This is a genomic window from Bradyrhizobium sp. 26S5 (assembly GCF_036923295.1).
Classification (GTDB): domain Bacteria; phylum Pseudomonadota; class Alphaproteobacteria; order Rhizobiales; family Xanthobacteraceae; genus Bradyrhizobium; species Bradyrhizobium septentrionale.
In genome coordinates, this window is sequence record NZ_CP145948.1 from 5,599,679 (window position 1) to 5,611,522 (window position 11,844).

The 11,844-nt window shown below is 65.4% G+C and carries 13 protein-coding genes; 6 read left to right on the forward strand and 7 right to left on the reverse strand.

Going from position 1 to position 11,844, the window contains the following annotated elements:
- Window positions 1-63: 63 nt before the first annotated feature.
- Window positions 64-555 carry a cupin domain-containing protein gene (locus V5279_RS26150; RefSeq protein ID WP_338689351.1) on the reverse strand — a complete coding sequence of 164 codons (492 nt, stop codon included), beginning with the start codon at window positions 553-555 and terminating at the stop codon, window positions 64-66.
- Window positions 556-649: 94 nt separating this feature from the next.
- Window positions 650-1,438: a M15 family metallopeptidase gene (locus V5279_RS26155; protein ID WP_338689353.1), complete on the reverse strand. Its 789-nt coding sequence runs from the start codon at window positions 1,436-1,438 to the stop codon at window positions 650-652.
- Between the two features lie 272 nt (window positions 1,439-1,710).
- On the opposite strand from V5279_RS26155, the gene V5279_RS26160 reads away from it, so the two are divergent.
- The 3 genes from V5279_RS26160 (at window position 1,711) to plsY (ending at window position 4,900) form a co-directional block, all read left to right on the forward strand.
- The gene (locus V5279_RS26160; RefSeq protein WP_166294423.1) at window positions 1,711-2,664 is read left to right on the forward strand and encodes an aspartate carbamoyltransferase catalytic subunit; all 954 of its coding nucleotides are present in this window, start codon (window positions 1,711-1,713) and stop codon (window positions 2,662-2,664) included.
- Window positions 2,665-2,668: 4 nt separating this feature from the next.
- Entirely contained in the window at window positions 2,669-3,970 is a 1,302-nt protein-coding gene (locus V5279_RS26165; protein ID WP_338689356.1) for a dihydroorotase, read from the forward strand.
- 333 nt (window positions 3,971-4,303) lie between these two features.
- Window positions 4,304-4,900 carry a glycerol-3-phosphate 1-O-acyltransferase PlsY gene (gene plsY / locus V5279_RS26170; protein WP_338689358.1) on the forward strand — a complete coding sequence of 199 codons (597 nt, stop codon included), beginning with the start codon at window positions 4,304-4,306 and terminating at the stop codon, window positions 4,898-4,900.
- A 115-nt stretch (window positions 4,901-5,015) separates the two neighbouring features.
- Here plsY and V5279_RS26175 read toward each other — a convergent pair whose 3' ends face one another.
- Complete coding sequence (locus V5279_RS26175; protein ID WP_338689360.1) at window positions 5,016-6,254, reverse strand: amidase; 1,239 nt, start codon at window positions 6,252-6,254, stop codon at window positions 5,016-5,018.
- Between the two features lie 102 nt (window positions 6,255-6,356).
- On the opposite strand from V5279_RS26175, the gene dprA reads away from it, so the two are divergent.
- On the forward strand, window positions 6,357-7,472 hold the full coding sequence (dprA, locus tag V5279_RS26180) for a DNA-processing protein DprA (protein WP_338689362.1): 1,116 nt from the start codon (window positions 6,357-6,359) through the stop codon (window positions 7,470-7,472).
- Between the two features lie 152 nt (window positions 7,473-7,624).
- Here the strand turns inward: dprA and V5279_RS26185 are convergent, their stop codons facing one another.
- Window positions 7,625-8,026: a winged helix-turn-helix transcriptional regulator gene (locus V5279_RS26185; protein WP_166294404.1), complete on the reverse strand. Its 402-nt coding sequence runs from the start codon at window positions 8,024-8,026 to the stop codon at window positions 7,625-7,627.
- Between the two features lie 99 nt (window positions 8,027-8,125).
- Between V5279_RS26185 and V5279_RS26190 the strand changes: the two genes are divergently transcribed.
- Entirely contained in the window at window positions 8,126-8,734 is a 609-nt protein-coding gene (locus V5279_RS26190) for an FMN-dependent NADH-azoreductase (protein ID WP_029081050.1), read from the forward strand.
- Window positions 8,735-8,914: 180 nt separating this feature from the next.
- Here V5279_RS26190 and V5279_RS26195 read toward each other — a convergent pair whose 3' ends face one another.
- Together V5279_RS26195 and V5279_RS26200 are read right to left on the reverse strand one after the other, a co-directional pair.
- Window positions 8,915-9,073, reverse strand: coding sequence for a hypothetical protein (locus tag V5279_RS26195; protein ID WP_166294400.1), 159 nt, complete (start codon window positions 9,071-9,073; stop codon window positions 8,915-8,917).
- Between the two features lie 158 nt (window positions 9,074-9,231).
- Entirely contained in the window at window positions 9,232-10,005 is a 774-nt protein-coding gene (locus V5279_RS26200; RefSeq protein WP_338689367.1) for a glucose 1-dehydrogenase, read from the reverse strand.
- Window positions 10,006-10,115: 110 nt separating this feature from the next.
- Between V5279_RS26200 and V5279_RS26205 the strand changes: the two genes are divergently transcribed.
- A complete protein-coding gene (locus V5279_RS26205; RefSeq protein ID WP_338689369.1) occupies window positions 10,116-10,589 on the forward strand; it encodes a helix-turn-helix domain-containing protein in 474 nt (157 codons plus the stop codon).
- An 866-nt stretch (window positions 10,590-11,455) separates the two neighbouring features.
- Here V5279_RS26205 and V5279_RS26210 read toward each other — a convergent pair.
- Window positions 11,456-11,695 carry a hypothetical protein gene (locus tag V5279_RS26210; RefSeq protein WP_166293416.1) on the reverse strand — a complete coding sequence of 80 codons (240 nt, stop codon included), beginning with the start codon at window positions 11,693-11,695 and terminating at the stop codon, window positions 11,456-11,458.
- Between the last annotated feature and the right edge of the window lie 149 nt (window positions 11,696-11,844).

Below are 11,844 nucleotides of genomic sequence, written 5' to 3' on the forward strand. Positions count from 1 at the left end.
TGACGGCACGACGATGCCACGTCCGCTTTGCCCTGCTAGCGGTGGGCAAATGTTTGAGCCCGCCTAGGTGAATTCGGTCCCGTATTTGAGGGCGATCGCGTTGATCTGCTCCCGCGTCAATTCCTTTCGCGGCTCGCCGGGTCGGCTGCAAGTTTCGCGAAAGAAACCGTCGAGGCCCGGGGGCACCATGATCCACAGCAGAACCAGTTCCCGGTCTGGACTACTGAACCCATGCCACGTGTTTCTGGGTATGAAAATCGTTCCATCTTTTTCGCAGGCGTGCCGCACATCGTTGAGTGTGACCGTGCCGCTGCCTTCCAGAACGTAAAAGGCTTCGTCCCTGTCGAGGTGTCGATGAAGGGGAATGCCCGAGCCCTTGGGTAGCTGCTGAATACCCAGGCCAAGATGATTGGACCCCATCATGGGGTCGGCCTTGATGAAGATGTTGCCGCCATCACGAAAATGGATCAGGTGTTCCCCCTCTCCGGCACCAATCACATAGCCCTGCGGCACCGGGGTGTGCGACTTCGCCTCGATTGGCTTGCTGTCTGGCATCGCGTGCTCCATTGGCCGATACGCAACAATGAAGAAGCCACAATAGCAAAATGCATCACGAACGCCCGTGGCCAAGAACGGCGTTGGGTCATCTCTACAGTGGCGGCTGTGGTCCTAGTCGCGCCCGTGTGATCGGGAAATCGTAGGCCGCCGCGCCCGCGCCCGGCAGCGAGAAGTGCCACCATTCCTTCGAATAATTCACAAAACCCTGGCGGGCCATCGCCGCGACCAGAAGGTTGCGCCAGCGCCGCTGTGCGGGCGTGATGGAGCTGGCAGCGGTGTGTCCCTTCACGTCGGAGCAGTCATAGCCGGTGCCCATGTCGACGCTGCCCTCGGGCGCGCGCGCCGCGACCGGCGCCGTGCAATCGGCGTAGGCGCGCGCAGGATCGAATGCCCCCGAATTGTCCGCGGTCAGATCGACCAGCGTCAGATCGACCGCCGCCCCGGTCGAATGACCGGAATGGGTGGCGATATAGCCGAGGCGGAACAGATCGGCTTTCGAGAACGCCGGGTTGTAGCGCCGCTCGGCGGCGGTCTCCCTGCCGTTCTTCGACCACGCCACCATGTCGGCGACCGCGCGGGCCGGCCGGTAGCAATCGAACATCTTCAGCGACAATTTCTGCCGCGCCAGTTCCTGCTGCACGGCCTTGAGCCGCAGCCCGACCTCGCGCTTCACGACGCATTCCGCCGCGCCATAGCCCGCGAGCGGCCGGCCCATGAAATTGTTCGCGGTGGCGTAGCGGATGTCCTGGATGATGGTCGGATCGATGTCGCGCAGGAACGCGAAGCCGCCGGGCACGCCTTGGGCAAGCGCCGGAGAGACCAGACCAGCAACGGCAACGAGGATCACGACAATTTTCACCAGTTCTCGCTCCGGCGCCATCGCCGGGCGTGGCCCGTCGCTTCCGCTCCGCCCATGCCCGGCCAACCACGTCTTGTTCCGGAAACGCCCGCAAAAGCAAGGACGGACGCCCGGAAGCCGGCTCCGCCAAGGCTCGCCGGGCTCTGCGTCAGCCACGCCGAAGCTTCAGCGAAGGCGGGAATAGGCCCGGGCATGACGGCGGAGAAGGCCGTCACATCTTACTCGGGGAAAACTCCGCTGGGCCCTCTTCGCGCTTGCCCCACCGGTCATCCGCGCCTATAGCTCTCGCTTTAATGACCCCATCATTGAAATCGACTTTTGTCCTCGGTCACCGGCATCTGCTGGGCATCGAAGGGCTTTCCGCTGACGACATCACCGGCCTGCTCGACCTCTCCGAGGAGTATGTCGAGCTCAACCGCCAGGTCGACAAGAAGCGCGCCAGCCTGCGCGGTCGCACCCAGGTCAATCTGTTCTTCGAGGCGTCGACCCGGACCCAGTCCTCGTTCGAGATCGCTGGAAAACGCCTCGGCGCCGACGTCATGAACATGTCGGTGTCATCGATGTCGACCCGCAAGGGCGAGACCTTGATGGACACCGCGGTGACGCTGAACGCAATGCACCCCGACATCCTGGTGGTGCGCCACCACGCCTCCGGCGCGGTCGAGCTGCTGGCGCGCAAGGTTGACGGTTCCGTGATCAATGCCGGCGACGGCGCCCATGAGCACCCGACGCAGGCGCTGCTGGATGCGCTGACCATCCGCCGCAACAAGGGCCGGCTCGAGGGACTGACGATCGCGATCTGCGGCGACGTGCTGCATTCGCGTGTGGCGCGTTCCAACATCTTCCTGCTCAACACCATGGGCGCGCGCGTCCGCGTGGTGGCCCCCTCCACGCTGCTGCCGCCCGGCATCGAGCGGATGGGCGTCGAGGTCGCGCGCGACATGCGCGAGGGACTGAACGGCGCCGACATCGTGATGATGCTGCGGCTGCAGCGCGAGCGCATGAACGGCTCCTTCGTGCCGTCGACGGGCGAGTATTTCCACTATTTCGGCCTCGACCAGAAGAAGCTCGGTTACGCCAAGCCGGACGCGCTGGTGATGCATCCGGGCCCGATGAATCGCGGCGTCGAGATCGACACCTTCGTCGCCGACGGCGCGCAGTCGCTGATCCGTGAACAAGTTGAAATGGGTGTGGCAGTGCGCATGGCGGTGCTCGAAGCGCTCGCCCGCAACCTGCCGAACGCGTGACGCCATGCTGACTGACCGCCGCCCCATCCTGCTCGCCAACGCCCGCGTCATCGATCCCTCCCGCGACTTCGACGGTCCGGGCGATGTCCTGATCGCCGACGGCGTGATCCGTGACGCCAAGCGCGGCATCGGCGCCGCCGGCGTCCCCGAAGGCACCGACATCGTCAATTGCGCCGGCAAGATCGTGGCCCCCGGCCTGATCGACATGCGCGCCTTCGTCGGCGAACCCGGTGCCAGCCATCGCGAGACCTTTGCCTCCGCGAGCCAAGCCGCCGCCGCCGGCGGTATCACCACCATCATCTGCCAGCCCGACACCTCGCCTGTCATCGACAACTCCGCCACCGTCGACTTCGTGCTGCGCCGCGCCCGCGACACCGCGATCGTCAACATCCACCCGATGGCGGCCCTGACCAAGGGCATGCAGGGCCTGGAAATGACCGAGATCGGCCTGCTCAAGGCCGCCGGTGCGGTCGCCTTCACGGACTGCGACCGCAGCGTCACCAACGCCCAGGTGATGCGGCGCGCGCTGACCTATGCGCGCGATTTCGACGCGCTGATCGTGCATCACACCGAGGACCCGAACCTGGTGGGCGAAGGCGTCATGAACGAGGGCGAATTCGCGACCCGGCTCGGGCTTGCCGGAATTCCAACCGCCGCCGAGTCGATCATGCTCGAGCGCGACATGCGGCTGGCAGGGTTGACCGGCGGCCGCTATCACGCGGCCTCGCTGACCTCGACCGAGTCGCTGGAGATCCTCAAGCGCGCCCGCGACTCCGGCTACAACGTTTCGGCCTCGGTCTCGATCAACCACGTGACCTTGAACGAAAATGATATCGGGCCCTACCGCACCTTCCTCAAGCTGTCGCCGCCGCTGCGCACCGAGGACGACCGCAGGGCATTGGTCGCGGCGCTGGCCTCGGGGCTGATCGACGTCGTGATGAGCGATCACAATCCGCAGGACGTCGAGGTCAAGCGGTTGCCGTTCGCGGAAGCGGCGAGCGGCGCAGTCGGCCTGCAGACCATGCTGCCGGCGGCGCTGCGGCTGATCCACAATGGCGAGATGGATTTCAAGACGTTGGTCCGGGCGATGTCGACCCGGCCGGCGGAACTGCTCGGCCTACCCGGCGGCACGTTGCGCGCAGGCGCCCCTGCCGACATCATCGTGATCGACGCCGACACGCCCTGGGTGCTCGACCGCGACGATCTCAAATCGCTGTGCAAGAATACGCCGTTCGACGACGCCCGCTTCTCCGGCCGCGTGACGCGGACCATCGTCGGCGGACGGACCGTGTACGAGCACGTCTAAAGCCAAAGCGTTTTCGAGCGAAGTGGATACCGGTTCGCGTGAAGAAAACGCGTCAAAACAAAAAATTAGAGCCCCGTTCCGACGCAATCGGAACGGAAAAGCTCTAAATTTGAATGGAACTCAACGCGCCGCGAGTTGCGACATCGCCTCCATCGTCGTTCCGACGACGATAGCTGCGACGTAAACGACAAAGAACAGCTGCTCCAGCCGCCTGCGAACAGAAGCCATGATAAGCTCCCTCATTTCCAAGGCCATGGTGCGGGCTGATGGTTAATATTTCATTGACGGAATTGGCCGAAATCGACCGGACCGGCCGTCCAGGGAACCACCGCGATGTCTGCTGACGCGATGCTGCTGCCCGCCTTCCTGATCGGCTATCTGCTCGGCTCGATCCCGTTCGGCATGGTGCTGACCAGGCTCGCCGGCACCCAGGATCTGCGCACGATCGGCTCGGGCAATATCGGCGCCACCAACGTGCTGCGCACCGGCCGCAAGGGCCTCGCCGCGGCGACGCTGATCGGCGACATGCTGAAGGGCACGGTCGCCGTCATCATCGCGGGCACCATCGACGGCCCGAACGCCGCGATGCTGGCAGCGCTCGGCGCGTTCCTCGGCCACCTGTTCCCGGTCTGGCTCAAGTTTCGCGGCGGCAAGGGCGTCGCCACCTATCTCGGCGTGCTGCTCGGGCTGTTCTGGCCAGCGGCGCTGATCTTCGCCGTGATCTGGCTCGGCACCGCCTACACCACGCGCTACTCGTCACTGTCGGCGCTGATCGCCGCGTTCGTGACGCCGCTGTTCCTGTGGTGGTTCGGCCACAACGCCCTCGCCTCGCTGTTCGTCGTGCTGACGCTGCTGTTGTTCTACACGCACCGCGAAAACATCCAGCGCCTGCAGGCCGGCACCGAAGGCAAGATCGGCGAGAAGAAGTAGCTCTCCGTCATTCCGGGACGCGCCTCTTGGCGCGGGCCCGGAATCCATTTGGCCGCATGACCTATGGAGGTATGGATTCCGGGTTCTCGCTTCGCGAGCCCCGGAATGACGCTGCCTATTTTGCCAATGCAGCTTCCACAAAGCTCGCCGCCGCCAGCGCCTTGGCATCGCCGCCGAAGCCCGCGACCACGGTCACGCCGACAGGCAATCCGTCCTCGGCGATCAGCGTCGGGACGTTGACGCAAGGCACGCCCATCAACGTCCAGAGCCGGTTGTAACGAGGATCGCCGGTCGATGCCAAACCCGCGGGAGCCGCGCCCGGCGCCGACAGCGTCAGCAGCACGTCGACCTCGCCGAGGATCGCGGCCAGCGCCTGCCGCGCGCGCAGCGTGACGTCCATCGCCGCGTCGTACTCGGCCGGCGTGCCGCCCTTGCTCTCGTCGAGCCGGCCGCGCAATAGCGGCGGCATCGCGTCGTAGTGCTGGCCGTATTCCCAGGCGAACGACTGATGCGCCTCGAACTCCTGGACCACCGGATGGATCCGCCACGCCTCCGCGACGATGTCAGGCATTGCGAGTTCGCGAACGGTCGCACCCGCCTGCTCCGCCGCCCGCGCCGCCTTCTGCAACGCCTCCGCGCCGGACGTTTCAGGTGCGCCGGCGAAAGCCTGCGTCACCACGCCGATGCGCGGAACAGCGACCGATGACGGCACGATCAGCTCAGGCCGCCTGGTCATCGCGGCCAGCCCCAGCGCGACATCGCGCACGCCGGCGCCGAACAGCCCGACGGTATCGAGCGTCCAGGAAAAGCATTTCACGCCGACGGTCGGCAGCAGCCGGTAGCTCGGCTTGATCGCGGCGACGCCGCAGAACGAGGCCGGCCGGATCACCGAGCCGCCGGTCTGCGTGCCCAATGCCAGCGGGATCATCCCGGCGGCGACCGCGGCGGCCGAGCCCGACGACGATCCGCCCGGCGTATGCGCGTGATTGTGCGGATTGAGGGTTGCAGTCGGATCGTTCGCGGCGAACGCCGTGGTCGTGGTCTTGCCGATGATAGTGGCGCCGGCCTGCTTCAGCGCCATCACGACCGGCGCATCGGCGCGCGGCTGATGGGCGCGATAGATCGCAGCCCCCATCTCGGTCGGGAAGTCGGCGGTATCGATGATGTCCTTGATGCCGACCGCAATACCGCGCAGCGGCCCGGCAGTCTGCGCCCGCGCCTTGTCGTCGTGGCGGACGAAGGCGCCGATGGTCTTTTCCAGCGCGCCGATCGCCTCCAGCGACTGGCCGATGGCAGCCTCGGGCGACAGCGCGCCCTGCTCGATACGCGCTTTGAGGTCGGCAAGTGAGATCATGGTCGGCTTCCCCGGAATTGGCGACCGCTTGTAGCGCGTCACGCCCACTGCGCCAATGTCGTGGTTGATCACAATCCCAGGTTGGGCGAAGCTACGCTCCACATGCATGACCGGACGCCCAGCGCTGTAAAACTCACCGACACCGAGCGGCTCAACCGCCTGCGGCTGATCCGCTCCGACAATGTCGGCCCACGCACCTTTGCATCGCTGCTCCGCCATTTTGGCGATGCGGCGCACGCGCTGGAGCGGCTGCCCGATCTCGCGCGCCGCGGCGGCGCGTCGGGCCCCGGGCGCATCACGAGCGAAGCCGACGCGGCTGCGGAGCTTGCGGCCTGCGCGAGGCATGGCATCGACCTCGTCGCGCCGGAGGAAGCGCATTATCCGGCCCGGCTTGCCACCATCGACGACGCGCCGCCGCTGCTTGCCGTGCGCGGCGCGCGCGACACGCTGATGCGCCCGATGATCGCGATCGTCGGCTCCCGAAATGCCTCCGGCGCCGGGCTGAAATTTGCAGGCACTCTCGCGCGCGATCTCGGCGACGCCGGCTTAGTCGTGATCTCCGGCCTCGCCCGCGGCATCGATCAGGCGGCGCATCGCGCGACCGTTGCGAGCGGCACGGTCGCGGTGCTCGCCGGCGGCCACGACAGGATCTACCCGCCGGAGCATGAGGATCTGCTGGCCGCCCTGCTCGAGCGCGGTGCCGCGATTTCGGAGATGCCGCTCGGCCATGTGCCGCGGGCGCGCGACTTCCCCCGCCGCAACCGGCTGATCTCGGGCGCCTCGCTCGGCGTCGTGGTGGTGGAGGCCGCGCATCGCTCGGGCTCGCTGATCACGGCGCGGATGGCCGCCGAACAGGGCCGTGAGGTGTTCGCGGTGCCGGGCTCGCCGATCGATCCGCGCGCCGCCGGCGCCAACGATCTGATCAAGCAGGGCGCCACGCTGGTCACTGAAGCCGCCGACGTCATCAGCGCGGTGACGCCGATCATGGAGCGGCCGGTGATGCTTGGCGCGCGCGAGGACGACGAGCCGCTGGATTTTGCCACCGATGGCGGCGACCGCGCCCGCATCATCAATCTGCTCGGTCCGAGCCCGATCAGCCTCGACGATCTGATCCGGATGGCCGATGTCTCGCCCGCTGTCGTCCGCGCGGTGCTGCTGGAGCTGGAGCTTGCCGGCAGGCTCGAGCGTCACGGCGGCGGGCTGGTGTCGATGATCTAGAAATTAAGAGCGCACGCCCCGTGGCGCCGCACCTCTCCCCGTCATCCTGAGGAGCGGCTTCTTGGCCGCGTCTCGAAGGATGCACGGCCCCGCTGGTGGCCGTCGACCCTTCGAGACGCGCTTCGCGCTCCTCAGGGTGACGGGTCCAGATTTCAGTCGCCGTTCCGCGCATCAAAACTGCTGCGCGCGCCTTCGATCTCCGGCAGATGCGCGAACGCCCATTCGCCGAGCGCCTTCACGGGCGCCGCCAGCCCGCGGCCGAGATCGGTCAGCTCATAGTCGACCCGCGGCGGGATGGTCGGAAACACCGTGCGGGTCACCAGGCCGTCGCGCTCCAGTCCACGCAGCGTGAGCGTCAGCATCCGCTGCGAGATGCCGCTGATCATGCGCTTCAATTCGTTGAAGCGCTTCGGCCCGTCGATCAGCATCATGATCACGAACACGCTCCACTTGTCGCCGACCCGCGCCAGCACGGAGGCGACCGCGCGGCAATCGCTGTGATCGGGACTCGGCCGCGGCGGCGGGGCAGTCACATGGATGTTCTCAGGTCTCATCGCTGTGCTCGGGTTTCAAAAATGTGCGTTCTTGCGGACATTTAGGGCGGTCACTCATATAGCGCCAGTTACAAACCTATACCAAAGGTGATCCCAGCCATGAAACTTCTGCACATCGACTCCTCGGTCCTCGGCCCCCACTCCGTCAGCCGGCAGGTCTCCGCCGCCGCCGTCGAGCGGCTGCGCCAGGCCAATCCCGGCCTCGTCGTGAGCTACCGCGATCTCACCAAAACCCCGCTCGCCCACCTCTCCGGCCTCCACCTGGCCGCGAGCCAGGGCGCCGCACCGGACCCGTCGGTGCGCGACGATATCGCGACCGGCCAAGCTGTGCTGGACGAGTTCCTCGCCGCCGACATCGTGGTGATCGGCGCGCCGATGTACAATTTCACCATTCCCTCCCAGCTCAAGGCCTGGATCGACCGCGTCCTGGTTGCGGGCAAGACCTTCAAATACGACGCCACCGGCGTTCAGGGATTGGCCGGCAACAAGCGGGTCATCATCGCGATCTCGCGCGGCGGCTATTACGGCGCCGACACGCCGATGGCAGCCCTCGAGCATCTCGAGACCTATCTGCGCGGGGTGTTCGGCTTCATCGGTGTCAGGAATCTTGAATTCATCCCGGCCGACGGCATCCAGGTCGGTCCCGAGCATCGCGAGAAGGCGGTCGCAGGCGCGCTGCAGGCCGCCGGCAGCCTGAACGCCGCTTAACCCCAGAACCACTGTCGTCACCCGCGAAAGCGGGTGACCCAGTATTCCAGAGACGGCCGTTACTGAACCGGGAGGCCGCGGCGTACTGGATACCCCGCACGCGCGGGGTATGACAGTTGTGGGCGGGACAAGGTCTTGGCCAAGCGGCAAGCGTCATGCGCGGGCGACTCGCCGGATGCCTCAGAACCAGACGCCCTGAATGCCGGCGATGACGGCGACGAGGGAGATCAACAAACCGATGCCGGAAAACAGCGCGACCGTCACGAACTGTGCCGTGTCCGAATTCTCGGACGCGGACGAAACTCTGACCGGAGTCGCAATACGAGCTGCTTTGGGCATGACGGCACTCCAAATGATTCCGTGGTGAAAAAATTCCCCGCCCTTTTCAGGAGTCCCGGGAGTACGTCAAAGGTTCAATTCACGCAATGATAGTCGCGCACGCAACCGGCCGGTATGAAGCGCTTCACACCGGCCGGTTCGTTACAATGAGAAACAATTTAGCCGCGATAGATCGGCGCGCCCGCGGGCGAGGCCGTTGCGCCGCCATCGATGAACAATTCCTGCCCCTGCACGTGCGCCGCGTCGTCGGACGCCAGGAACAGCACCGTCTTCGAGATGTGATCGGGTTCGCCGATCCGCCCCAGCGGCGTGGTCTTGCCGATCCGCGCCTCGAACACCTTCTCGGCCTCGGGCGTTGCGATCGCCGCGCCCCAGATCGGTGTACGCACCGCGCCTGGCGCCACCACATTGACGCGGATGTTGCGCGGCGACAGCTCTGACGCCATCACCCGCGCCATCGCGCGCACGCCGGCCTTGCTCGCGGCATAGGCTGAGTAGCCGGGATTGCCGAGCACCGAAATCACCGAGCCGTTGAGGATGATGGATGCACCGTCGTTGAGATAGGGCGCGACCGCCTGCACCGTGAAGAACACGCCGGTGAGATTGGTGCGGATCACATTTTCGAAAGCAGCCAGCGTGGTGCCGCCGACCGGCGTCTGGCCGGGAATGCCGGCATTGGCAAACAGCACGTCGTATTTGCCGAACTTCTCGGCGCCCTGCTTCACCGCGGCTTCCAGCGCCGCGACATCGGTGGCGTCGGCCACCACCGCCAACGCGTTCGGCCCGAGTTCCTTGGCCGCCGCCGCAAGCGTCTCCTTGTTGCGCCCGGTGATGACGACCTTGGCGCCCTCGGCCACGAACAGTTTTGCCGTCGCAAGCCCGATGCCGCTGTTGCCGCCGGTGATCAACGCCGTCTTGTTTGCCAGTCTCATTGTCCGCCTCCAGTTAGTTGCATTATTAAACTTCGTTGCCTACTTAGGGCATCAGGTTTAATATTGCAACCACACAAGACCGTGATGGCCCAACTTCCGGAGACCGCGCCGTGAAACGAACCAGCCTCGCAGGCGATTCTTGCCCGGTGGCCCGCGCGCTCGACGTGTTCGGCGACTGGTGGTCGCTGCTGATCATCCGCGACGCCAGCCTCGGTCGGCGGCGCTTCGGCGAATTCCAGGCGAGCCTCGGCCTCGCCAAGAACATCCTAGCCACGCGGCTGCGCACGCTGGTCGAGCGCGGCATCCTGAAGATGGTCCCCGCCTCCGACGGCAGCGCCTACCAGGAATATCTGCTGACGCCGAAGGGCCGCGGCATCTTTCCGATCCTGGTCGCGCTCCGACAATGGACCGAGGAGTTCGACGAGCACCCGGACGAAATCGCGACCATCCTGGTCGACCGCGACAAGGGCAAGCCGGTGAAGAAGCTCGCGCTGTTTTCGCAGGACGGCCGCGTGCTTGATGCCGCCGACACGGCGCTGAAGCCGCGGCCTGCTGCGAAGCGCGCGCGGCGTGTATCGGCCTAACTCCGTCCATCGAGATGGCAACCGGTGTTGCCCATTCGACACGACGGGCAACTCAGCAAAATCTGTCAATCCTCGCGCGTGAAAATATTTCGCTTTATCAGAAATGCAACTCAGTGCCATAGATTGCCCGTCTCACCCGATCGAGGGGCGCTTCGCGATCGTCACGAACGCGGTGTGGGATGCGGTGGACGCCGATTGCGCACCTGACGAGTGCGCATGAGGCGGACGGCGAAGTCGTGTGGTCCTGACGCCCTAGTGGCCGGTGTCCTCTAGCAAAACGCGCAGGCGTTTTTGCGAAGGCGGTGACAAACAAGCCAAGTCTCGCCGGGGAGAGCGCGAAGTAAGCCGTAACCCATCGCGCAGGGAAAGCCGGAGTGTTTCCGGTTACACCTGTGGTCCTACCCCCGAGCTTTCTACCTTTTGCTCGGGGCCCATGGGTGCGATCGGCACCCGGCTTTCCCTGCGCCCTCCTCAAGAGTGAGGGCGAAACGAAATGCAGAGCTCGGACGATTCATGTCGCGAGAACGCAAATCTGCGTCCCCACCGGTACCTGTCATCGCCCGCGAAGGCGGGCGATCCAGTACGCCGCGGCCCCTCGGCTCACACACCGGCGCCTCTGGAATACTGGATCACCCGCATACGCAGGTGATGACACTGAACAAGCTGCTTGACCGTTGAATCGAGAACCATCCTCATCGTCGTCCTGGCGGAAGCCAGGACCCATTGCCCCAAATGAGAATTGTTGTGCGATGCTGGGGCAACGATCCCATTCATCATCAAATTCGGTGGTTATGGGTCCTGGCTCCCGTGCGCAATTGCGCACTAGGCCAGGACGACGCGGGAAGAGAGCCGAGCGCGACGTCCCCTCACGACAACCTCCTTCGGCTGCGCACACGCAACTGCTCGTCGGCTTCCAGGCGGGCCATCGCGAACAGCCGGTCGAGGACCTCGAATTTGTGGCGCTGGGCGAGTTTGGCGAGTTCGGTCGCGGCGGCTGCGATCAGGACCAGGGCGTCATCCGGACCGCCCTCCCCACCTGTCTCGTCGCCCGCCGGTCGTCGCCGACCGGATGCCTTGCGCTTCCGGCCGCCCCCTGTGCTGCTCAAAAGGCCTAGTCCGATTCCCACCCCTATATATAAAGAGATACGCCGTTTCCGGCCGCAACTCTAGGACGTATTTTTCAACTCTTGGGATAGGAACTCCACAGCCTGGACCCTCCCTTCAATATCTGGCGATTTGACAGGGACCGCCTCAG

Bases quoted from the DNA above. Each gene is read 5' to 3' on its own strand.
- V5279_RS26190 (WP_029081050.1), top strand. From the start codon at position 8,126: ATGAAACTTCTGCACATCGACTCCTCGGTCCTCGGCCCCCACTCCGTC.
- plsY (WP_338689358.1), top strand. From the start codon at position 4,304: ATGTCTGCTGACGCGATGCTGCTGCCCGCCTTCCTGATCGGCTATCTG.
- V5279_RS26155 (WP_338689353.1), bottom strand. From the start codon at position 1,438: ATGGCGCCGGAGCGAGAACTGGTGAAAATTGTCGTGATCCTCGTTGCC.
- V5279_RS26165 (WP_338689356.1), top strand. From the start codon at position 2,669: ATGCTGACTGACCGCCGCCCCATCCTGCTCGCCAACGCCCGCGTCATC.
- V5279_RS26160 (WP_166294423.1), top strand. From the start codon at position 1,711: ATGACCCCATCATTGAAATCGACTTTTGTCCTCGGTCACCGGCATCTG.
- V5279_RS26175 (WP_338689360.1), bottom strand. From the start codon at position 6,254: ATGATCTCACTTGCCGACCTCAAAGCGCGTATCGAGCAGGGCGCGCTG.
- V5279_RS26185 (WP_166294404.1), bottom strand. From the start codon at position 8,026: ATGAGACCTGAGAACATCCATGTGACTGCCCCGCCGCCGCGGCCGAGT.
- dprA (WP_338689362.1), top strand. From the start codon at position 6,357: ATGCATGACCGGACGCCCAGCGCTGTAAAACTCACCGACACCGAGCGG.
- V5279_RS26150 (WP_338689351.1), bottom strand. From the start codon at position 555: ATGCCAGACAGCAAGCCAATCGAGGCGAAGTCGCACACCCCGGTGCCG.
- V5279_RS26195 (WP_166294400.1), bottom strand. From the start codon at position 9,073: ATGCCCAAAGCAGCTCGTATTGCGACTCCGGTCAGAGTTTCGTCCGCG.
- V5279_RS26200 (WP_338689367.1), bottom strand. From the start codon at position 10,005: ATGAGACTGGCAAACAAGACGGCGTTGATCACCGGCGGCAACAGCGGC.